This is a genomic window from Streptomyces tremellae (assembly GCF_039540215.1).
GTDB classification, from domain to species: Bacteria; Actinomycetota; Actinomycetes; order Streptomycetales; family Streptomycetaceae; genus Streptomyces; species Streptomyces tremellae.
Window position 1 is genome coordinate 104,589 of the sequence record NZ_BAABEP010000015.1, and the last position, 21,889, is coordinate 126,477.

Below are 21,889 nucleotides of genomic sequence, written 5' to 3' on the forward strand. Positions count from 1 at the left end.
AGTGAGGAAAATCACCCGGCCGCGCCGCGGACTGGGCGCGGCGGCCCGGCGACACGGCCGGCGTGAGGCCGGAGCAAGGGGCGTCGTCGCAGGTCAGCGGCTGCGGGCGGGCAGGGCGCGCAGCAGGGCGAGGTCGACGTGTTCGAGGGAGGCGGCGACGTGCCGACCGGGCGCGGGGGCGATGGGCGCGACGGACGGCACGGCGACGACGCGGCAGCCGGCCGCCTCGGCGGCGGCCACGCCGGTCGCGGTGTCCTCGACGACGGCACACCGCTCGGGCAGCGCGCCGAGGCCGCGCGCGGCGACCAGGTAGGGGTCGGGGTGCGGCTTGGTGCGGGCCACCTCGTCGCCCGCGACGGTGAGCGCGAAGTGCTCGGGGCCCAGGGAGCGCAGGACGTGGTCGATGATGCGCCGGTGCGAGGCGGAGACCAGCGCGGTGGGCACCCGGTGCGCCGTCAGCTCGGCGAGGAGCCGCGCGGCCCCGGGCATCAGGGGCACGCCCTCTCTGATGCGGTTCTCGAAGGCGTCGTTGAGCAGGACCACCACCTCGTCCAGGGTGATGTCGGCGCCGGTCTCCTCGATGAGGAAGCCAGCGCTGCGCGTCATCGGCCCGCCGACGACGATGTCGCGCCAGCCCTCGTCGAGGACGTGGCCGAGCTCCTTGAAGACGTCGGTCTCGGCCTCCCACCAGATGCCCTCGCTGTCCACCAGGGTGCCGTCCATGTCGAGCAGCACGGCCTGGAGGGCTGAGCCCCCGGCCGTCGTGGGCAGGGACGCGGGGACCGTACTGGTCATCCGGCACACCTCCATGAGGGACGAGAAGGCCGGCCGCCTGCCCGCACGGGTTCCCCCCGCCAGGGCCGGCGGCCGGCCAACGCTGGACCGATCAGTGTACGTGCCCCCGGCGCGCGGCGCGCGGTACCGGCGCACCGGGGGTGACGGCGCGGTCATCGCGCGTTGAAGTACTTCGCCTCCGGGTGGTGGATGACGATCGCGTCCGTGGACTGCTCCGGGTGGAGCTGGAACTCCTCGGAGAGCTGGACGCCGATGCGCTCGGGTTCGAGCAGCGCGGCGATCTTCGCCCGGTCCTCCAGGTCGGGGCAGGCGCCGTAGCCGAGCGAGAAGCGGGCGCCGCGGTACTTCAGCGCGAACATGTCCTCGACCTCGGCCGGGTCCTCGCCCGCGAAGCCGAGCTCGGAGCGCACCCGGGCGTGCCAGTACTCGGCGAGGGCCTCGGCGAGCTGCACGGACAGGCCGTGCAGCTCCAGGTAGTCGCGGTAGGCGTTGTCCTGGAACAGCTCGGCGGTGCGCTCGCCGATCTTCGAGCCGATGGTGACGACCTGGAGGCCGACGACGTCCGTCTCGCCGGACTCCTCCGGCCTGAAGAAGTCCGCGAGGCACAGGTGCCGGCCGCGCCGCTGGCGGGGGAAGGTGAAGCGGGTGCGCTCGGAGCCGTCCTCGTGCAGCAGGATCAGGTCGTCGCCCTTGGAGACGCAGGGGAAGTAGCCGTAGACGACGGCTGCCTCCAACAGGTTCTGGGTGTGCATCTGGTCCAGCCAGCCGCGCAGGTGGGGGCGGCCCTCCGTCTCGACGAGCTCCTGGTACGAGGGCCCTTCGCCGGTGCGGGCCTCCTTCAGCCCCCACTGGCCCTTGAAGAGGGCGCCCTCGTCGAGCCAGGACGCGTACTCGGCGAGTTGGATGCCCTTGACCACGCGGCTGCCCCAGAACGGCGGGGTGGGGACCGGGTTGTCCGTGGCGACGTCGGAGCGGGTGACGGGCTGCTCCGGCCGGTCGAGCACGGCGGTCGTGGCCGCGGACCTGACCCGGCGCTGCTTGAGCTCGGGCAGCTCGGCGCCGGGGACGCCGCGCTTGACGGCGATGAGGGCGTCCATCAGCCGCAGGCCCTCGAACGCGTCGCGCGCGTAGCGGACCTCGCCCTCGTAGATCTCGTGGAGGTCCTGCTCGACGTAGGCGCGGGTGAGCGCGGCGCCGCCGAGGATGACCGGGTAGTCGGCGGCCATCCGGCGCTGGTTCAGCTCCTCCAGGTTCTCCTTCATGATCACGGTGGACTTGACGAGGAGCCCCGACATGCCGATGACGTCGGCCCGGTGCTCCTCGGCGGCTTCCAGGATCGCGGAGACGGGCTGCTTGATGCCGAGGTTGACGACGTTGTAGCCGTTGTTGGAGAGGATGATGTCGACGAGGTTCTTGCCGATGTCGTGGACGTCGCCGCGCACGGTCGCCAGGACGATGGTGCCCTTGCCCTCCTCGCCCTCGACCTTCTCCATGTGGGGTTCGAGGTAGGCGACCGCGGTCTTCATCACCTCGGCGGACTGGAGCACGAACGGCAGCTGCATCTTGCCGGAGCCGAACAGCTCACCGACGACCTTCATGCCATTGAGCAGGGTCTCGTTGACGATCTCCAGGGCGGGCCGCTCGGCGAGCGCCGCGTCGAGGTCGGCTTCGAGGCCGTTCTTCTCGCCGTCGATGATGCGGCGCTCCAGGCGCTCGTCCAGCGGCAGGGCGAGGAGTTCCTCGGCCCTGCTGTCCTTCATCGACTGGGTGTTGACGCCCTCGAACAGCTCCATGAGGCGCTGGAGCGGGTCGTACCCCTCCCGCCTGCGGTCGTGAATGAGGTCGAGGGCGGCCTCGACCTGCTCCTCGTCGAGGCGGGCGATGGGCAGGATCTTGGAGGCGTGGACGATCGCCGAGTCGAGGCCCGCCTTGACGCACTCGTCGAGGAAGACGGAGTTGAGGACGACGCGGGCAGCCGGGTTGAGGCCGAAGGAGATGTTGGAGAGGCCGAGCGTGGTCTGCACGTCGGGGTGGCGGCGCTTGAGCTCGCGGATCGCCTCGATGGTGGCGATGCCGTCGCGCCGCGACTCCTCCTGGCCGGTGCAGATGGTGAAGGTGAGGCAGTCGACCAGGATGTCCGACTCGTGGATGCCCCAGTTGCCGGTGAGGTCCGCGATCAGCCGCTCGGCGATGGCGACCTTGTTCTCGGCGGTGCGGGCCTGCCCCTGCTCGTCGATGGTGAGTGCGATCAGGGCGGCGCCGTGCTCCGCGGCCAGCTCGGTGACCTTGTGGAAGCGGGACTCGGGGCCGTCGCCGTCCTCGTAGTTGACGGAGTTGATGACGGCGCGGCCGCCCAGCTTCTCCAGGCCGGCGCGCAGCACGTCGATCTCGGTGGAGTCGAGGACGATCGGGAGGGTCGAGGCGGTGGCGAACCGCCCTGCCAGCTCGGCCATGTCGGCGACGCCGTCGCGGCCCACGTAGTCGACGCACAGGTCGAGCATGTGGGCGCCCTCGCGGATCTGCTCGCGGGCCATCTCCACGCAGTCTTCCCAGCGCCCTTCGAGCATGGCCTCGCGGAACTTCTTCGAGCCGTTGGCGTTGGTGCGCTCGCCGATGGCGAGGTACGAGGTGTCCTGGCGGAACGGGACCGTCTGGTAGAGGGAGGCGGCGCCCGGCTCGGGCCGCGGGGTGCGCTCGGCGGGCCTGCTGCCGCGCACCCGCTCGACGACCTGGCGCAGGTGCTCGGGGGTGGTGCCGCAGCAGCCGCCGACCAGGGAGAGGCCGTACTCGCCGACGAAGGTCTCCTGTGCCTCGGCTAGCTCGCCCGGCTGGAGGGGGTAGTGCGCCCCGTCCTTGCCGAGGACGGGCAGGCCGGCGTTGGGCATGCAGGAGAGCGGGACCCGGGCGTGCTTGGCGAGGTAGCGGAGGTGCTCGCTCATCTCGGACGGGCCGGTCGCGCAGTTCAGCCCGATCATGTCGATGCCGAGCGGTTCGAGCGCCGTCAATGCCGCGCCGATCTCGGAGCCGAGCAGCATGGTGCCGGTGGTCTCGACGGTGACGGAGCAGATGACCGGCAGGTCGGTGCCGGTGGCGGCGAGGGCGCGGCGGGCGCCGAGGATGGCGGCCTTCGTCTGGAGGAGATCCTGGGTGGTCTCGACGAGGAGCGCGTCGGCGCCGCCCGCGATCATGCCCTCGGCGTTCTGCTGGTAGGCGTCGCGGAGCTTGACGTAGGGGGCGTGGCCGAGCGTCGGCAGCTTCGTGCCGGGGCCCATGGAGCCGAGGACCCAGCGCTGCTGCCCGGTGGACGCGGTGAACTCGTCGGCGACCTCGCGGGCGATGGCCGCGCCCGCCTGGGACAGCTCGAAGACCCGCTCGGGGATGTCGTACTCGCCGAGGGCGGCGAAGTTGGCGCCGAAGGTGTTGGTCTCGACGCAGTCGACGCCGACCGAGAAGTACTCCTGGTGCACGGAGCGGACGATGTCGGGGCGGGTCACGTTGAGGATCTCGTTGCAGCCTTCGAGGTCCTGGAAGTCGGCGAGGGTGGGCTCCTGTGCCTGGAGCATCGTGCCCATGGCGCCGTCTGCGACGACGACGCGGGTGGCGAACGCCTCGCGCAGGGCGTCGGCACGGGTGCGGCTGTCGGTGGGGGGGGTCGGCGACGAGGCCATGGATTCACTCCCGTAGATGCGACGGCTGTCGGCTTTGCCCCGGGGCGGTGCGAGGGGCACCCGGCCAGGGTAGCCGGGAGGGGCGCGGGCGGGGGCGGGGCGTCCAGGGCGTGGTCACCACACCCTCACTTCGGCGGACTAATTCGGCATGGGCCGATAGTGTTCAGCATTGTCGAATAGGGAACGGAGTCCGCCATGGCGAAGAACATCCAGTCGCTGGAGCGGGCCGCGGCCGTGCTGCGCCTGCTGGCGGGCGGCGAGCGCCGGCTCGGCCTGTCCGACATCGCCTCGTCCCTCGGCCTGGCCAAGGGCACGGCGCACGGGATCCTGCGGACCCTCCAGGCGGAGGGGTTCGTGGAGCAGGAGGCGGCGTCGGGGCGGTACCAGCTGGGGGCGGAGCTGCTGCGGCTCGGCAACAGCTATCTGGACGTCAACGAGCTGCGGGCGCGCGCCCTGGTGTGGACGGACGACCTGGCGCGTTCGAGTGGCGAGAGCGTGCACCTGGGCGTGCTCCACCTGGGTGGCGTGCTGATCGTGCACCACGTCTTCCGCCCCGACGACAGCCGCCAGGTGCTTGAGGTGGGGGCGCTCCAGCCGCTGCACTCCACGGCGCTCGGGAAGGTGTTGTGCGCCTTCGACCCGGTGGCGCGCCAGGACGCGCTGGACGGCGAGCGCCGCCCGCTCACGCCGCGCACGGTGGTGGACCCCGGCGCGTTCGAGGCGGAGCTCGCCACCGTACGGGAGTGGGGCTGGGCCGCCGACGTGGAGGAGACCTGGGACGGCGTGGCGGCCGTGGCGGCGCCGATCCGCGACCGCCACTCCATGGTGGTCGGCGCGGTCGCGGTGACGGGCGCCGCGGAGCGGCTGCGGTCCGCCGGCGCGGCACCGGGCGAGGGACGGCCCGCGGTGCGCGACGACCTGGTCGCGGCGGTGCGCGGGTGCGCGAGATCGGTGTCCCGGGATATCGGCAACGGGCGGTTTTGACCCGTATAGCGGATGATCGGACGTGCGGGAGGTTCCGGTGGCGGAGCCCTTGACTGCACTTGAACTCGGTACGAGACTGCCGTATAGCGGTCGGCATTGCCGAACAGGTCTCCAGAGTCACAGGGGTCCCACGGCAAACCGACCGGTAGCAAGTGCCCTGCAGGACGGCGCGGACCGCCGGCTCCCCGGAGATCCGCCTTCCCTGGACGAAGGAGTCTCGGGTGTCCAATCTCGACATATTCGTGGGCGAGACGTCCGGTACCGCCATGCTGATCCTGCTCGGGGGCGGCGTGGTGGCGGGCGTTGTGCTCAAACGCTCCAAGGCGTTCGGCGCCGGCTGGGTCGCCATCAGCTTCGGCTGGGGCTTCGCGGTCATGGTCGGCGCCTATCTCTCCGCGCCCAAGTCGGCCGCGTCCCTCAATCCCGCCCTGACGCTCGCGCTGGCGATCCAGGGCGGGATCAAGTGGGGCGACGTACCGCTGTACATCGGGTCGGAGCTGCTCGGCGCCATGATCGGCGCCTTCCTGGTGTGGGTCGCCTACATGGGCCAGTTCAAGGCCTTCCTGCGGGATCCCGAGGTGCTCGCGGCGCAGCCGTCCGAGGAAGGCCTGGTCGACCAGCGGACCGCACCCAGGGCGGGCCCCGTGCTCGGCATCTTCTCCACGGGCCCGGAGATCCGGCACCCGGCGCAGAACCTGCTGACCGAGATCATCGGCACGTTCGTCCTGGTCATCGCGATCCTCACGCAAGGCCTCAACCAGAAGGGCAACGGCCTCGGGGCGATCGGCATCCTCATCACGGCGTTCGTCGTGGTGGCCGTCGGACTCTCCCTCGGCGGGCCGACCGGCTACGCCATCAATCCGGCCCGCGACCTCGGGCCGCGCATCGTGCACGCCCTGCTGCCGCTGCGCAACAAGGGCGGCTCCGACTGGGCGTACGCCTGGATCCCGGTGGTCGGCCCCTTCGCGGGCGCCGCGCTCGCGGCCGGCTTCTACGAGCTGGCGTTCGCATGACGCCCCCGGCGCACGCCCACCCCGACCGACTTCCTCCGACGGAGCAGGAGCTAGACCGTGAGTGACAACACCAGCGGGACCGCGTCCCACGGGACGGGCCCTTTCATCGCCGCCATCGACCAGGGCACGACATCGAGCCGCTGCATCGTCTTCGACCGGGACGGCCGCATCGTGGCCGTGGACCAGAAGGAGCACGAGCAGATATTCCCCAGGCCCGGCTGGGTGGAGCACGACGCGGCCGAGATCTGGACCAACGTCCAGGACGTCGTCGCGGGCGCGATCCGCAAGGCGGGTATCACCAAGGACGACGTCAAGGCGATCGGCATCACCAACCAGCGCGAGACGACGCTGCTGTGGGACAAGAACACCGGCCGCCCGGTGCACAACGCGATCGTCTGGCAGGACACCCGTACCGACGCGCTCACCCGCGAGCTGGGCCGCAACGTCGGAGCGGACCGCTGGCGCAGGGAGACGGGCCTGCCGCTCTCGACGTACTTCGCCGGGCCCAAGGCGCGCTGGCTGCTCGACAACGTCGAGGGACTGCGCGAGCGCGCGGAGCGCGGCGAGATCCTCTTCGGCACGATGGACACCTGGGTCATCTGGAACCTGACCGGCGGTGTGAACGGCGGCGCCCACGTCACCGATGTCACCAACGCGTCCCGCACGATGCTGATGAACCTGCACACCATGGAATGGGACGAGCGCATCTGCGAGTCCATGGGCGTGCCCTCCGTGATGCTGCCGGAGATCAGGTCCTCCGCCGAGGTGTACGGGACGGCCGCGGGCGGCGCCCTGGACGGGGTGCCCGTGGCCTCCGCGCTCGGCGACCAGCAGGCCGCGCTGTTCGGCCAGTGCTGCTTCACCGAGGGCGACGCCAAGTCCACGTACGGCACCGGCACCTTCATGCTGATGAACACGGCGGACAAGCCGGTCAACTCGTACAACGGGCTGCTCACCACGGTGGGTTACCGCATCGGCGACCAGCCCGCGGTCTACGCGCTCGAAGGCTCCATCGCGGTCACCGGCGCGCTGGTGCAGTGGATGCGCGACCAGATGGGCCTGATCAAGACGGCTCCGGAGATCGAGACGCTGGCGTCCACCGTGGAGGACAACGGCGGGGCGTACTTCGTGCCCGCCTTCTCCGGCCTGTTCGCGCCGCACTGGAACCCCGACGCGCGCGGTGTGATCGCCGGCCTCACCGGCTATGTCACCAAGGCGCACATCGCCCGCGCGGTGCTTGAGGCCACGGCCTGGCAGACCCGCGAGATCAGCGACGCCATGACGAAGGACTCCGGGGTCGAGCTGACCACCCTCAAGGTCGACGGCGGCATGACCGCCAACAACCTGCTGATGCAGACGCTCGCCGACGTCCTCGACGCACCGGTCGTCCGCCCGCTGGTCGCCGAGACCACGGCGCTCGGCGCGGCCTACGCGGCGGGGCTCGCGGTGGGCTTCTGGCCCGACACGGACGCCCTGCGCGCCAACTGGCGGCGGGCCGCCGAGTGGACCCCGCACATGGAAGCGGCGGTCCGCGACCGCGAGTACAGGAACTGGCTCAAGGCCGTGGAGCGCACCAAGGGCTGGCTGGCGGACTGACCGCCGGCCGGCAACCGGCCGCCGGGACCCGGCGGCCGGACCCGCACCGCAGACGACAGCCCACGACGGCTGACGAGGAGTACGTATGAACACCCCCCTGAGCGGCGCCCCTGCACTCGGGACGCACCTGGCCGGCGGCTCACTGCCGAGCCGCGCCGAGATCCGCGAACAGATGGACCGCGCGGCCTTCGACCTGTTGGTGATCGGCGGCGGGATCCTGGGCATCTCCACCGCCTGGCACGCCTCGCAGTCGGGCCTCAGGGTGGCCCTGGTGGACAGCGGCGACTTCGCCGGCGCCACCTCGTCGGCCTCGTCGAAACTGCTGCACGGCGGGCTGCGCTACCTCCAGACGGGCGCGGTCAGGCTGGTGGCGGAGAACCACTTCGAGCGGCGGGCCGTCGCCCAGCAGGTCGCACCGCACCTGGCCAACCCGCTCACCTTCTACCTGCCGGTCTACCGGGGCGGCCCGCACGGCGCCGCCAAGCTCGGCGCCGGCGTGTTCGCCTACTCGGCGCTGTCCGCGTTCGGCGACGGCGTCGGGCACGTCATCAGCCCGGAGAAGGCCAGGCGCGCCGTGCCCGAACTGCGCACGGAGAACCTGCGCGCGGTCGCCGTGTACGGGGACGACCAGATGAACGACGCCAGGATGGCGCTGATGACCGTGCGTGCCGCGGCCGAGTCGGGCGCGGCGGTGCTCAACTACGCGGAGGTCACCGGGCTGCGCTTCACCGCCGGCCGGGTGACGGGCGCCGACCTCAAGGACCGTACGGACGGCACCGAGTTCGGGGTCAACGCGCGTCTGGTGCTGAACGCGACGGGCCCCTGGGTGGACCACCTGCGGGCGATGGAGGACCCGAACGCGGCCCCGTCGATCCGGCTGTCCAAGGGCGCGCACCTGGTGCTGCGCAGGACCGCGCCGTGGCGCGCCGCGCTGGCCACGCCCATCGACAAGTACCGCATCACGTTCGCGCTCCCCTGGGAGGACATGCTCGTCCTCGGCACCACGGACGAGGAGTACGAGGGCGATCCCGCGGACGTCTCCGTCACCGAGAAGGACATCCGGCAGATCCTCGACGAGGCGTCGCTGTCGGTGCGCGACCAGCAGCTCTCCCGGGACCTGATCGCGTACTCGTACGCGGGTCTGCGGGTGCTGCCCGGCGGGCCCGGCGGCACGGCCACGGCGAAGCGGGAGACCGTGGTGACCGAGGGCCGCGGCGGGATGCTGTCGGTCGCGGGCGGCAAGTGGACCACCTTCCGGCACATCGGCCGCACCGTGCTGAACAAGCTGGAGACCCTGCCGGGCCACCCGCTGGGCCGGGACGCGGAGCCGGTCTCCCAGCTGCCGAAGAAGATGCCGCTGCCGGGCATCGCCAACCCGCACGCCGTCGCGCACCGGCTGCTGATCGACCGGGGCGCGCCGGAGAGCGGGATCGCACCGGACACGGCCAGGCACCTGGCGACGCACTACGGCTCGCTCGCCTTCGACATCGCGCGCCTGACGTACGAGCGGCCCGAGCTGGGCGAGCGCATCCACCCGGACGCGCCGGAGATCTGGGCGCAGGTCGTGTACGCGCGGGACCGCGAGTGGGCGCAGACCGCCGAGGACGTGCTGCGGCGGCGCACCACGCTCACCATCCGCGGCCTGGACACGGACGAGATCAAGGCGAAGGTCGAGGAGGTGCTCGCGCGGCGCGACTGACGCCGGCGCCGGCCGGGCCGAAGTCACCCGCGTATCCGTCCCCCGGGGCGCCGAGCCCGGCGCATAATGGGGGCCGATACATCGGATGTATGGAGGTCGCCCGTGGCTGTCACCGACGAGGCCATAGAGAAGATCAAGGGAATGATCGTCTCGGGCGCGCTGCGTCCCGGCGACCGCCTCCCCAAGGAGAGCGAACTGGCGGCCGATCTCGGTCTGTCGCGGAACTCCCTGCGGGAGGCGGTGCGCGCGCTGGCGCTGATGCGCATCCTCGACGTGCGGCAGGGCGACGGCACCTATGTCACGAGCCTGGATCCGCAGCTGCTGCTCGAGGCGCTGAGCTTCGTGGTGGACTTCCACCGCGACGACACGGTCCTGGAGTTCCTCGCGGTGCGCCGCATCCTGGAGCCCGCGGCGACCGCGATGGCGAGCACGCGGATCACCGAGGACGGCCTCGCGGAGCTCGACGGGCAGCTCGACGCGCTGGGTTCCGACCCCTCGGTGGAGCAACTGGTCGCGTCCGACCTGGAGTTCCACCGTGGGATCGTGCAGCACTCCGGCAACTCGGTGCTCCTCTCCCTGCTCGACGGGCTTTCGGGGCCGACGACGCGGGCGCGGATATGGCGCGGCCTGACGCAGGAGGACGCGGTGAGCCGCACCCTGCACGAGCACCGGGCGATCCTCGCGGCGCTGCGGGACGGGGACGCGGAGGCGGCGCGGTCCTGGGCGACGGTGCACATCGCCAGTGTGGAGATGTGGCTGCGCTCGACGCTGTGAGGCAGCGGCGGCGGGGGCCCGCAGCCCTCCGGGCACGGGCCCCCGCCGCCGCGCCGCTCAGTCCTGCTTCTCGCCGCTCGCGAAGCGGGAGACGATCAGCGCGACGATGATGATCGCGCCGTTGAGGAACTGGTCCCACTCCGGCGGCACTCCGGCCAGCGTCATCACATTGACCACGAGCTGGAGCGTGAGGACGCCGGTGAGCGCGCCGAAGACGGTGCCGCGCCCGCCCTTGAGGCTCACCCCGCCGATCACCGCGGCGGCGAACACGTTGAAGATCCAGCCGTTGCCCTGGTCGGCGGCGACCGATCCGTAGTGGCCCGTGTAGAGGATGCCGGCGAAGGCGGCGAGCAGGCTCGCGACGCCCAGCACGATCCAGGTGACCCGGTCGACCCTGACGCCCGCGGCGCGGGCCGCCTCCGGGTTGCCGCCGATCGCGTACAGCGACCTGCCGTGCCGGAACCAGGCGAGCGCCACCCCGCCGGCCGCGAACAGGACAAGGCAGAGCCACACCGCCGCGGGCAGGCCGATCCAGTCGGTCCTGCCGAGGTAGCGGAAGGACTCGGGCACGTCGGAGATGGACTTGCCCCCGGTGATGCCGATCTGGAGGCCGCGCAGCATGGTGAGCATGCCGAGGGTGGCGATGAAGCCGTTGACGCGCAGCCGCAGGATCAGGAAGGCGTTGAACGCGCCGATGGCGAGGCCGACCAGCAGGTCGAACGGGATCGCCGTCCAGGTGGGCAGGCCGAGGCCGTTGAACCTGCCGCCGTGGGTGGGCAGGACGAGCCACATGGCGATCGCGGGCGCGACGCCGATGGTGGATTCGAGCGAGAGGTCCATCCGGCCCGCGATCAGCACCAGCGCCTCGCCGAGGACCAGCAGGCTGAGCTCTGACGCCGACTGGAGCACGCCGGTGAGGTTGTTGGCGGTCAGGAACGCCGGCGAGACGATGAAGCCGATCACCATCAGCACGACGATCACCGGCACGAGCGAGAAGTCGCTCCACCTGACGAGCCTGAGCCTGCCGCGCGGGCCCAGACGCTCCGTACGGTCCGCCACCGGCGGACGCATGGTCTCGGTCATTCCCGTTCCCCCACACCTTCCATCGCCGCGACCAGCTCCCGGTCGCTCCACCCGCTCCCGAACACGGCCACCACCCGCCCGTGGAACAGGGCGAGTACGCGGTCGCACACCCGCAGGTCGTCCAGCTCGTCCGAGATGATCACGGCCGCGCCGCCCTCGTCCGCCACCCGGCGCACCACGCCGAGCAGCGAGTCCTTCGACTTGACGTCGACCCCTGCGGTGGGCCGGACGGCCACCAGGGCCTTCGGGTCGCGTGCCAGGGCGCGCGCCACCACCACCTTCTGCTGGTTGCCGCCGGACAGCCCGGCCACCGGTTGCTCGGGGCCGGTGGTCCTGATGTCCAGCGCCTCGATCATCGACCGGGCGAACGCCCTTGTCCTGGACGGCAGTACGGTTCCCCACGGGCCGAGCTGGTCCGCCACGGTCAGCGTGGCGTTCTCCGCGACACTGCGGGTGGCGACGAGGCCCTGGAGGTGCCGGTCCTCGGGGATGTAGCCGATGCCCGCGTCGAGCGCGTCGGGCACGCTGCCTGGCCTCACGTACCGCCCGCGCACGGCGACGCCACCCGCGGTCGGGGCCCGCATGCCGACGAGGATCTCGCCGAGCGCCACGGTCCCGCTCGCCGCGGCGCCCGCGACGCCGAGCACCTCCCCCGGCCGCACCTCCAGGTCGATCGGCTCGAACACCCCGTCGAGGGCGAGTCCTTCGGCCTTGAGGACCGGCTCGGAGCGGGCGAGCGCCGCGGAGTCCTTCCCCGCGTGCCAGGCGCCCGCGGACCGGGCGGCGTCGCCGGCCATCGCCGCCACCAGGTCGTCCTTGGACAGGTCGGCCACCTGTGCGCTGAGCACGTGCCGGGCGTCGCGGTACACGGTGACCGCGGTGCACAGCTCGTACACCTCCTGGAGGTGGTGCGAGATGAAGAGGAACGCGACGCCCTGCGCCTGGAGTTCGCGCAGCTTCGTGAAGAGGCGCTGGATGCCGCGCGCGTCGAGCTGCGCGGTCGGCTCGTCCAGCACGATCAGCCGGGCGCCGAACGAGAGCGCCCGCGCAATCTCCACGAACTGCCGCTGTTCCACGGTCAGTTCCTTGGCGCGAAGGGTCGGGTCGACGTCCACCCCGTACCCCGCGAGGAGTTCGGCGGCGCGCCTCCGCAGGCCGCCCCAGCGGATGAGGCGGCCCGAACCCGCACCGCGGGCTTGGAAGTTGTTGAGGAAGAGGTTCTCCGCGACGGTCAGGTCCGGGACCACCATGGACTTCTGGTAGACGCACGCCACGCGGGACTGCCAGGCAGCGGTGTCCCCGTACGCGGGCGCGGGCGCGCCGCCGAACTCGACGGTGCCCTCGTCCGGTCTGTGCAGGCCGGTGACCACGCCGACGAGGGTGGACTTGCCCGCTCCGTTGCGCCCGACGAGGGCGTGGGACTCGCCGGGCCGCACCGTGAGCCGGACGCCGTCGAGCGCGACGGTCTGGCCGAACCGCTTGACGACGCCCTCCGCGTGGAGGGCGGGCGGTGGCTGCTGCTTCACCTGGTCCATGGCTGCTACTTCTTGTCCAGCTGGTTGGCCCACAGCTTCGGGTCGTCCACGTTGTCCTTGGTCACCAGGGGTGCGGGAAGCTGGTCCTCGTACCCGCCCGGGATCTTGACGATCTTCGAGTCGTGGTCGGTGGGCCCGGCCTTCTGCTTCTTGCCCTCGACGGCCTCCTTGGCGTACCGGAGCGCGTATGTGGCGTAGAGGTCCGCGGGCTGCGAGATGGTCGCGTCGATCTGGCCCTTGCGGATCGCGTCGAACTCCTGCGGGATGCCGTCGTTGGAGATGATGGTGATGTGCCCCTTGGTACCCGCGGGCTTGAGCAGGTGCTTCTGCTGGAGCAGCGCGAGCGTGGGCGCGAGGAAGACGCCGCCCGCCTGCATGTAGAGGCCGTTCAGGTCGGGGTTGGCGGCCAGAGTGGACTGGAGCTTGGACGAGGCGACGTCGCCCTCCCAGTTGGTGGCCAGCTCGATCACCCTGATGCGGGGGAAGTTCCTGGTCATGCAGGACCTGAACGCCTGCGAGCGTTCGCGGCCGTTGATGGAGGACAGGTCGCCCTCCAACTCGGCGACCTTGCCCTTCCCCTTCAGCCGCTGCCCGAGGAACTCGCACGCCTTGGTCCCGTACGCGACGTTGTCGGCGCGCACCACCATGTAGACCTTGCCCTTGTCGGGGCGGGTGTCGACGCTGACCACGGGTATCTTCTTGTCGCTCAGCGTCTGGAGGGTCTCGGCGACGGCACCGGTGTCCTGCGGCGCCATCACGACGGCCTTGGCGCCCTGGTCGGTCAGCGCCTGGACGTTGGAGGCCAGCTTGCCGATGTCGTTCTGCGAGTTGGTCAGCGGCAGGGCGCTCACCGCTCCCGCCTTGATGTCCTTCTGGACGTAGCTCTGGTACGAGTTCCAGAAGTCGGTGTCGCTGCGCGGCAGGTCGACGCCGATCCTGCCGCCTTCGGCGGCGCTGCCGCCGCCCCGGTTGCAGCCCGCGAGGACCGCCACCGAGAGCAGCACGGCGCAGGCCGCGGCGCCCGTGGTTTGCAGCCTGCCGCGTGGGCTTCGCCCCATGGTGTCTCGGAGCATCGTTGATCCGTCCTTAGTCGTCCGTACCGGCGGTTGGGTGTGCAGGCGCGCGAGGCGCGGGTCCGTCATGAGGCCGCCTCCCCGGTGCGGCGGGCCCGCCACACGGACCCGCCGGGGAAGCTGTGGGCGGCGACCGACTCCGGCAGCATGCGGGCGGAGAAGCCCGGTGCCTCGGGCGCCGCGTAGGCGCCCGAGACGACGCGCACGGGGTCGGCGAAGTGCTCGTGCAGGTGGTCGACGTACTCGATGACGCGGCCCTCCCTGCTGTCGGACACCGCGACGTAGTCGAACATCGCGAGATGCTGCACCAGTTCGCACAGGCCGACGCCGCCCGCGTGCGGGCAGACCGGCAGGCCGTACTTGGCGGCGAGCAGCAGGATCGCCACGTTCTCGTTCGGCTTCGCGGGCAAGACGCATCCGGCGCACGTCGTCCGCCAGGTCGCCGCCGACCTTCAGCTTGATCTGGCGGAACCCGTCCGCGACCGCCCGCCGGGCGAGGGCCACCAGCTTGCCGTCCGCGTAGCCGAGCCAGCCGGGCGAGGTGGTGTACGCGGGGTAGCCCTCGGCCCGCAGCGCGGCGGCACGCCCGGCCCTGCCCGGCTCCGCGGCCCGCAGGATCTTCAGCGCCTCCTCGGGGGTGAGCGCGTTTGCGAGGTAGCGGAAGTCGACCAGCGAGACGATCTCCTCGGGCGTCATCCGGGAGAGGAACTCCCAGACGGGCAACCCGGCTTGGCGGGCCGCCAGATCCCAGGGCGCGTTGACCACGGCACCCGCGGCCATGTGCGTCACGCCCTTCTCCGGGCCGAGCCAGCGCAGCGGCGAGTCGTGCGTCAGGTCGCGGTGGAGCGCGGCGAGGCCGACGGCCGTGAGCGGGGCGGACCGGCCGACGACATGGTCGCGCAGCGCCTCGATGGCGGCGGCCGCCACGTCGTTGCCGCGTCCGATGGTGAAGCAGAATCCGAGGCCCTCGGCCCCGTCCGCGGTACGCAGGACGACGTAGGCTGCCGAGTAGTCGGGGTCCGGGTTCATCGCGTCGGAGCCGTCGAGCTGCTCCGAGGTGGGGAAGCGGATGTCGTGGACCTCGAACCCGGTGACGCCCTGACTCATGCACGCGCTCCCTCGTGTGACCAGAAGAACATCGGACCTCTGGGGTCGTCCGATGTATAGCGCCGGGAGGCGCGGAGCGTCCAGAGGCAGGACGTAAATTGAGGTCACAGATCCGATGACTGCGCCGTGCAAGGGAGTTGAACCACTCGGAGACCTGGCCGCCCCCGCCCGGGTCCGGGGGCGCGCGGCGGGTCCCGTGCGCCCGCCCCGGCGGCCGTGACCGGGCGGTCGCGCCGCGTGCGCCGGCGCGTCCCCGAGCGTACGCGGCACTGCGGCCGGGCAGCCTCGAAGCCGTAAGGTTGGTCCGTACGACAGAGAACTTCGGAAGGAGGCCTGGGTGATCGAGCTCGCGGGGGTTCCCGAGCTGATCGACCCGGTCATGGTGGCCGCGTTCGAGGGCTGGAACGACGCCGGCGACGCGGCGTCCACGGCGGTCGCCCACTTGGACCGGGAGTGGAAGGGAGAGGTGTTCGCGGCGCTCGACGCCGAGGACTACTACGACTTCCAGGTCAACAGGCCCACGGTCTTCATGGAGAACGGCGCACGCAAGGTCACGTGGCCCACCACCCGGCTCTCGGTGGTGCGGATCTCCGGCGAGAGCCCGCGCGACCTGGTGCTGGTGCGGGGCATCGAGCCGTCGATGCGGTGGCGCTCCTTCTGCAACGAACTCCTCGGCTTCGCCCACGAGCTCGGCGTGGAACTGGTGGTCATCCTGGGGGCGCTGCTCGGCGACACCCCGCACACCAGGCCCGTACCGGTCAGCGGCGTCACGTCGGACGCGGCGCTGGCCCGCACGATGGACCTGGAGGAGACGCGCTACGAGGGCCCGACCGGCATCGTCGGCATCCTCCAGGAGGCGTGCACGCACGCCGGTGTGCCCGCGGTGAGCCTGTGGGCCGCGGTGCCGCACTACGTGTCGCAGCCGCCGAACCCGAAGGCGACGCTCGCCCTGCTCAACCGGCTCGAAGACCTGATCGGGGTCCGTATCCCGCTGGGCGAGCTGACGGAGGACGCCCGCGCCTGGCAGCTCGGGGTGGACCAACTCGCCTCCGAGGACAGCGAGGTGGCGGAGTACGTGCAGTCGCTCGAAGAGGCGCGGGACACCGCGGAGCTGCCGGAGGCGTCGGGTGAGGCGATCGCCCGCGAGTTCGAGCGGTACCTCAGGAGGCGCGACGGCGAGCCGGGCCGCGGCGGCCAGGCGGCGGCCGGCGGGCGTGCGGGCGAGGGCGGCCCCGGCAGGACGTGGCCCAAGCCGTCGCGCGGCACCCACGACCAGGACCGCGCCGCCGAGGACCGGGACGCGGGCGCCCTGGAGGACCCGCCCGCGCCGGACGCGGCCGGAGGCACCGGCACCAAGGGCCACACGGGCAGGGGCGACGGCCCCGGCGGCTCCGACACCCCCGACAGCGCGGCGGCGGGCACCGGGGGCACAGAGGACACCGGAACCCCCGGTAACTCGGCAGACGCCGGAGCCACCGGAGCCACCGGAGACGCAGGAGACGCAGGGAACGCAGCAAACGCCGAAAGCCCTGACGCTCCCGGCAGCTCCGGCAAGGCCGGTGGCGACGAGAACGCCGACGACGGCGGCGATTCGTCCGAGGACTAGCCCTCCCGGCCGCCCGCTGACCGCGCGCGACAACAGAGGGGCTTTGGGTTCCGCACCCCGGCGGGGTGCGGAACCCAAAGCCCCTCCTGCGTGCCCGGCCGCCGCTACAGGGCCACGCCGAGCAGCGCGTCGACCGTGCGGGTGACCAGACCGGTCGCGCCCTCGTCGGTGCCGCCCCCGCTCTCCTGGAGCGCCACCCAGCGGTCCACGGCGGCCAGCGCCGCCGGGGCGTCGAGGTCGTCGGCGAGCGCCTCACGCACCTCCTCGACCAGCGCGTCGGCGGGGTGGCCCACCGGGCGGGAGACCGCGGCCCGCCAGCGGGCCAGCCTGGCCTGCGCGTCGGCGAGTACGCGGTCGGTCCACATCCAGTCCGACCGGTAGTGGTGCGCGTGCAGCGCGAGGCGGACGGCCGCCGGGTCGACGCCCTGCTCACGCAGCTTCGAGACGAAGACCAGGTTGCCCTTCGACTTGGACATCTTCTCGCCGTCGAGGCCGACCATGCCCGCGTGCACGTATGTCCTGGCGAAGGGGTGTTCGCCGGTCAGCGCCTGGGCGTGCGAGGCGCCCATCTCGTGGTGCGGGAAGGCCAGGTCGCTGCCGCCGCCCTGCACGTCGAAACCCATGCCGAGGTGGTCGAGCGCGATCGCCACGCACTCGATGTGCCAGCCGGGGCGGCCCGCGCCCAGGCTGCCGCCGTCCCAGCTCGGCTCGCCGGGCCTGGCCGCCATCCACAGCATCGGATCGAGCGGGTTCTTCTTCCCCGGGCGGTCGGGGTCGCCGCCGCGCTCTGCGGAGAGCAGCCGCATCGCCGCCGCGTCCAGCCGCGACACCTCGCCGAAGTGCGGGTCTGCGGCGACGGAGAAGTACGTGTCGCCCTCCAACTCGTAGGCGGCGCCCGCCTCCCGCAACCGCTCCACCAGGGGCACGATGCCCGGTATGGCCTCGACCGCGCCGATGTAGTGCTTCGGCGGCAGCATCCGCAGCGCCGTCATGTCCTCGCGGAACAGGGTGGTCTCGCGCTCCGCGAGCTGCCGCCAGTCCTCGCCGTCGCGCTCGGCGCGTTCGAGCAGCGGGTCGTCGACGTCCGTCACGTTCTGCACGTAGTGGACCTGCCGACCGCTGTCCAGCCAGACCCGCTGCACCAGGTCGAAGGCGTTGTACGTCGCCGCGTGCCCCATATGGGTCGCGTCGTACGGCGTGATGCCGCAGACGTATATCCGGGCGACGGGCCCCGGGGTGAGGGTGACCCTGTCGTCCGTCGAGGTGTCGTGAATCCGGATGTCGCGGCCCGTGCCGGGCAGGGCGGGGACATCAGAGGCTGGCCAGGCATGCATGCCATGAGCGTAACCGGACGTGGTATCCGGATACGACCCGGACAGGGGGTCGGGACGGTCAGACGGGCGGCCACGGGATGGCGGGCCACTGCCCCGAGGGCACCGGATGGCGCCCCGTGTGGCGCAGTTCACCCACGCGCGTCCGCACCGCCTCGACCTCGTCGGGGGTGATCAGCGGGGCGAGCCTGGCGGCCAGCGGCGCGCCCTCCGCGAGGGCGTCCGCGAGGGTCCCGAGGACGGTGAGCGCCTCCTCGGGCAGGGGCTCACCCGCCCAGCCCCAGAGCAGGGTGCGGAGCTTGTCGTCCACGTGGAAGGTGACGCCGTGGTCGATGGCGTGCAGCCGCCCGTCCTGCGAGGTCAGCAGGTGGCCGCCCTTGCGGTCGCCGTTGTTGATGACCGCGTCGAGCACGGCGAGGCGGCGCAGCCGCTCGTCGTCGGCGTGCACGAGCAGCGCGGTCCGCCCCTCGCCGACCTCGGCGAACCCGATCGCCTTCCAGCCGTCGACGGGCTCCTCGCCCGCCACCAGCCCGAGCAGCGGTGTCAGCAGGGTGAGGGCGCCTTCGCCTGGCTCTGCCCCCTCGGCGGCGGAGTCCTGCGGGTCCTCTGAGCCCTCGGGCTCCCCGGCGGCCTCCCCCGTCTGGGGACTCTCGTCCGTCCCAGGATCCTCCCCCGCCCCGGGGTCCTCCTCCGCCACGAGCTGCTCGCCGACCCAGAGCTGGCACATGCCCTCGCCGTACGGCCCCTCCCGCAGCACGGTCGGCGGGACCAGGCCCCAGCCCGTCGCCTCGGACACCTCGTACGCGGCGACCTCGCGCTGCGCGAGCGTGCCGTCGGGGAAGTCCCACAGCGGGCGCTCCCCCGCGACCGGCTTGTACACGCAGGCCGCCTCGGCGCCCTGGTAGGAGACGGTGCAGTAGAGCACCCCGTTGGACGCCTCGCGTATCCGGCCGCGTACCGTCAGCTCGCCCTTGCGCAGCAGGTCCTCCACCGGGACCCGCGCACCCGCGGCCGCGCCGCCCACCCCCTGCTGTCCGCTCACGCGCCCCGCCGGTATCCGTTCTGGCGCGGGCACACGTGGCCCTCGGGGTCGAGCGGGAGGCTGCACAGCGGGCACGGCGGGCGGCCCGCGTTGACGACGTGCAGGGCGCGCTTGGCGAACGCCCTTGCCTGCGCGCCGCTGAGACGCACGCGGAGCATCGGCGGGCCGTTCTCCTCGTCCTGGAGCAGCCGCTCCTCGGCCTCCGCGAGGTCCTCGTCGTTCTCGGCGTCGAGCTCCACCAGGGCCTGGGCCTCGACGATCACGCGCTGCTCGTCGCCGTCCCAGGCGAGCGCCATGGTGCCGACCCTGAACTCCTCCTCGATCGGTACGTCGAGCGGGGCCGAGTCGGCGACGTCTGAGGGCGCGACCGCGGGCACCGGGGCGTTGCCGCCGCTGCGCCTGACGACCTCGTCCAGCAGTTCGTCGATCCGCTCGGCGAGCGCGGCGACCTGGGTCTTCTCCAGGGCGACGCTGGTCACGCGCCCCGCGGCCGACGCCTGGAGGAAGAACGTACGGCGTCCAGGCAGCCCGACCGTGCCGGCCACGAAGCGGTCCGGCGGATCGTAGAGGAACACCTGACGGGACACGTCCTGTCTCCCTTGGGAAGTGGCGGAATCGGGAGCGGTGCCGCGTCATCGGCGGCCACCGACGGCGGCCGCTGACGCGTGCACGGCGCGTCCACCCTACTGCGCCCGGCGATCACGGCGCGCCCGCGCCGCCGCCCACCGTCCCCGGGCCGTCCCCCGCGGCCTCGCGCGGCACGAGACCGCCGAGGTCCTCGGTGTCGCCGAGCTTGAGGAGGTACGGGCGCAGCCGCGTGTAGGAGAGGGCGGTGACCGAGCACGGGTCGACGTGCAGCCGCTGGAAGAGGTCGAGGTGGAGGCCGAGCGCGTCGGCGACGATCGCCTTGATGATGTCGCCGTGCGAGCACATCAGGAAGACGGCCTTCTCGCCGTGCTCCTGCTCGATCCGCTCGTTCCACTCGCGCACGCAGGCGACGGCCCTGGCCTGCATGGCGCTCATCGTCTCGCCGCCGGGGAACGCCGCGGCCGAGGGGTGCTGCTGCACGACCTGCATCAGCGGTTCCTCGTTGAGCTCGGACAGCTTGCGCCCGGTCCACTCGCCGTAGTCGCACTCGGCGATCCGCTCATCGGTGACGAGTTCGGTGCCGGGCCGGGCGTCGAGCAGCGGCGCGAGGGTCTGGCGGCAGCGTTCGAGGGGGCTGGAGACGACGGCGGCGAAGGGGATCCCGGCAAGGCGCGCGGGCAGTCCGGCCGCCTGCGCGGCCCCCCGCTCGTCGAGCGCCACCCCGGGCGTCCGGCCGGCCAGCAGGCCGGAGGTGTTGGCGGTGGAGCGCCCATGACGTACGAGGATCAGCGTGGCCATGCCGGCAAGCGTAACCACCCCCGAGGGGCCCGCAGGCGCCGCGGGCGGGGTGAAGAGAGGTGGCGTGCGTCCGCGCCGAGCGGGAAGAATGCGGTGCGTGATCGTGGACTGCGCCATTTACCGTGACGGCCGCCGCACCGACGGGCCCGAGGACTTCTCGGACGCGCTGGCGAAGGCGCGGTCCGACGGGGACGCCTTCCTGTGGGTCGGGCTGCACGAGCCGACCGAGGAGGAGTTCTCACGCGTCACGAGCGAGTTCGGGCTGCACCCGCTCGCGGTGGAGGACGCCCTGACCGCGCACCAGCGTCCGAAGCTGGAGCTCTACGACGACTCGCTGTTCATGGTCCTCAAGCCGGCCACGTACGAGCCGCACAGCGACACGGTGACCACGGGTGAGCTGATGGTCTTCGTGGGCGACTCGTTCGTGGTGACCGTGCGGCACGGGGTGGGCGCCCCGCTGTCCGCCGTGCGGGACCGCCTTGAGCACCAGCCGGACGTGATGCGGCACGGCCCGACCGCGGTGCTGTACGCGGTCAGCGACGCGGTGGTGGACCACTACATAGACGTGGCGGACGAGTTGCAGACCGACCTGGAGGAGGTCGAGGCGGCGGTCTTCGCCCCCGCCTCGTCGAGCCGGGCGGCCGAGCGGTCGGCCGCCGCGCAGACCACGGCGGAGCGCATCTACAACTTCAAGCGGCAGGTGCAGGAGTTCCGCCGGGCCACCGGGCCGCTCGCGGGTCCGATGCAGAAGCTGACGGGCGCGGGCCTGCCGTTCGTGAACGCGCACTCGCGGCCGTTCTTCCGGGACGTGAACGACCACCTCACGCACGCAGGCGAAATGGTGGAGGGGCTCGACCGGCTGCTGTCGGACATCCTCTCCGCGCACCTCGCGCAGATGGGCGTGCGGCAGAACGACGACATGCGCAAGATCTCGGCGTGGGCGGCGATGGCGGCCGTGCCGACGATGGTCGCGGGCGTCTACGGGATGAACTTCGAGCACATGCCGGAGCTGCACTGGATCTGGTCGTATCCGGCGGTGATCGCGCTGATGCTGGCGATCGTGCTGGTGCTGCACCGGCAGTTCAAGCGGCGCGGCTGGCTCTGACGCCGCGACCCTGCGCGGCGCCGGCCATGCTCTCGGCCGCGCCGGTGATCCGCCGAGGGGCCGCGGGCTGCGCCGCGGGCGCCGCGACGACG

Annotated in this window: 16 protein-coding genes and 1 pseudogene; 7 read left to right on the forward strand and 10 right to left on the reverse strand. The window is 72.1% G+C overall.

Features of this window, described 5'->3' with window-relative positions; translation table 11 throughout:
• Positions 1 to 93: 93 nt before the first annotated feature.
• Entirely contained in the window at positions 94 to 795 is a 702-nt protein-coding gene (locus ABEA77_RS13850; RefSeq protein WP_345646085.1) for an HAD family hydrolase, read from the reverse strand.
• A gap of 152 nt (positions 796 to 947) precedes the next feature.
• Positions 948 to 4,463, reverse strand: coding sequence for a methionine synthase (gene metH, locus ABEA77_RS13855; protein WP_345646088.1), 3,516 nt, complete (start codon positions 4,461 to 4,463; stop codon positions 948 to 950).
• Between the two features lie 195 nt (positions 4,464 to 4,658).
• Between metH and ABEA77_RS13860 the strand changes: the two genes are divergently transcribed.
• From ABEA77_RS13860 to ABEA77_RS13880, 5 genes are all read left to right on the forward strand, one after another.
• Positions 4,659 to 5,447, forward strand: a complete 789-nt coding sequence (locus ABEA77_RS13860) for an IclR family transcriptional regulator (RefSeq protein ID WP_345646091.1) — start codon at positions 4,659 to 4,661, stop codon at positions 5,445 to 5,447.
• 221 nt (positions 5,448 to 5,668) lie between these two features.
• On the forward strand, positions 5,669 to 6,460 hold the full coding sequence (locus tag ABEA77_RS13865) for an MIP/aquaporin family protein (RefSeq protein ID WP_345646094.1): 792 nt from the start codon (positions 5,669 to 5,671) through the stop codon (positions 6,458 to 6,460).
• Between the two features lie 57 nt (positions 6,461 to 6,517).
• Positions 6,518 to 8,056 (forward strand): glycerol kinase GlpK, encoded by a 1,539-nt coding sequence (gene glpK, locus ABEA77_RS13870; protein ID WP_345646097.1) that lies wholly within the window; start codon positions 6,518 to 6,520, stop codon positions 8,054 to 8,056.
• A gap of 85 nt (positions 8,057 to 8,141) precedes the next feature.
• Positions 8,142 to 9,755: a glycerol-3-phosphate dehydrogenase/oxidase gene (locus tag ABEA77_RS13875; protein WP_345646100.1), complete on the forward strand. Its 1,614-nt coding sequence runs from the start codon at positions 8,142 to 8,144 to the stop codon at positions 9,753 to 9,755.
• A gap of 102 nt (positions 9,756 to 9,857) precedes the next feature.
• Positions 9,858 to 10,529, forward strand: coding sequence for a FadR/GntR family transcriptional regulator (locus tag ABEA77_RS13880; RefSeq protein WP_345646103.1), 672 nt, complete (start codon positions 9,858 to 9,860; stop codon positions 10,527 to 10,529).
• Positions 10,530 to 10,586: 57 nt separating this feature from the next.
• On the opposite strand, the gene ABEA77_RS13885 is transcribed toward ABEA77_RS13880, so the two are convergent.
• The 4 genes and pseudogenes from ABEA77_RS13885 to ABEA77_RS13900 form a co-directional block, all read right to left on the reverse strand.
• Entirely contained in the window at positions 10,587 to 11,612 is a 1,026-nt protein-coding gene (locus tag ABEA77_RS13885) for an ABC transporter permease (RefSeq protein WP_345646106.1), read from the reverse strand.
• On the reverse strand, positions 11,609 to 13,147 hold the full coding sequence (locus ABEA77_RS13890; RefSeq protein WP_345646108.1) for a sugar ABC transporter ATP-binding protein: 1,539 nt from the start codon (positions 13,145 to 13,147) through the stop codon (positions 11,609 to 11,611). The genes ABEA77_RS13885 and ABEA77_RS13890 overlap by 4 nt, the downstream gene beginning before the upstream one ends.
• 5 nt (positions 13,148 to 13,152) lie before the next feature.
• Positions 13,153 to 14,205, reverse strand: a complete 1,053-nt coding sequence (locus tag ABEA77_RS13895) for a sugar ABC transporter substrate-binding protein (RefSeq protein WP_345646143.1) — start codon at positions 14,203 to 14,205, stop codon at positions 13,153 to 13,155.
• Between the two features lie 80 nt (positions 14,206 to 14,285).
• A pseudogene (locus tag ABEA77_RS13900) lies at positions 14,286 to 15,327 on the reverse strand (enolase C-terminal domain-like protein).
• Between the two features lie 337 nt (positions 15,328 to 15,664).
• On the opposite strand from ABEA77_RS13900, the gene ABEA77_RS13905 reads away from it, so the two are divergent.
• Positions 15,665 to 16,933 (forward strand): PAC2 family protein, encoded by a 1,269-nt coding sequence (locus tag ABEA77_RS13905; protein ID WP_345646111.1) that lies wholly within the window; start codon positions 15,665 to 15,667, stop codon positions 16,931 to 16,933.
• A gap of 104 nt (positions 16,934 to 17,037) precedes the next feature.
• Here ABEA77_RS13905 and mshC read toward each other — a convergent pair whose 3' ends face one another.
• From mshC to ABEA77_RS13925, 4 genes are all read right to left on the reverse strand, one after another.
• Entirely contained in the window at positions 17,038 to 18,267 is a 1,230-nt protein-coding gene (mshC, locus tag ABEA77_RS13910; RefSeq protein ID WP_345646114.1) for a cysteine--1-D-myo-inosityl 2-amino-2-deoxy-alpha-D-glucopyranoside ligase, read from the reverse strand.
• Positions 18,268 to 18,325: 58 nt separating this feature from the next.
• Positions 18,326 to 19,306, reverse strand: coding sequence for an SCO1664 family protein (locus tag ABEA77_RS13915; RefSeq protein ID WP_345646117.1), 981 nt, complete (start codon positions 19,304 to 19,306; stop codon positions 18,326 to 18,328).
• A complete protein-coding gene (locus ABEA77_RS13920) occupies positions 19,303 to 19,893 on the reverse strand; it encodes a DUF3090 domain-containing protein (protein ID WP_345646120.1) in 591 nt (196 codons plus the stop codon). The genes ABEA77_RS13915 and ABEA77_RS13920 overlap by 4 nt, the downstream gene beginning before the upstream one ends.
• 112 nt (positions 19,894 to 20,005) lie before the next feature.
• Positions 20,006 to 20,692 (reverse strand): histidine phosphatase family protein, encoded by a 687-nt coding sequence (locus tag ABEA77_RS13925; RefSeq protein ID WP_345646122.1) that lies wholly within the window; start codon positions 20,690 to 20,692, stop codon positions 20,006 to 20,008.
• 88 nt (positions 20,693 to 20,780) lie between these two features.
• Between ABEA77_RS13925 and ABEA77_RS13930 the strand changes: the two genes are divergently transcribed.
• The gene (locus tag ABEA77_RS13930; protein WP_345646146.1) at positions 20,781 to 21,797 is read left to right on the forward strand and encodes a magnesium and cobalt transport protein CorA; all 1,017 of its coding nucleotides are present in this window, start codon (positions 20,781 to 20,783) and stop codon (positions 21,795 to 21,797) included.
• Positions 21,798 to 21,889 lie beyond the last annotated feature (92 nt).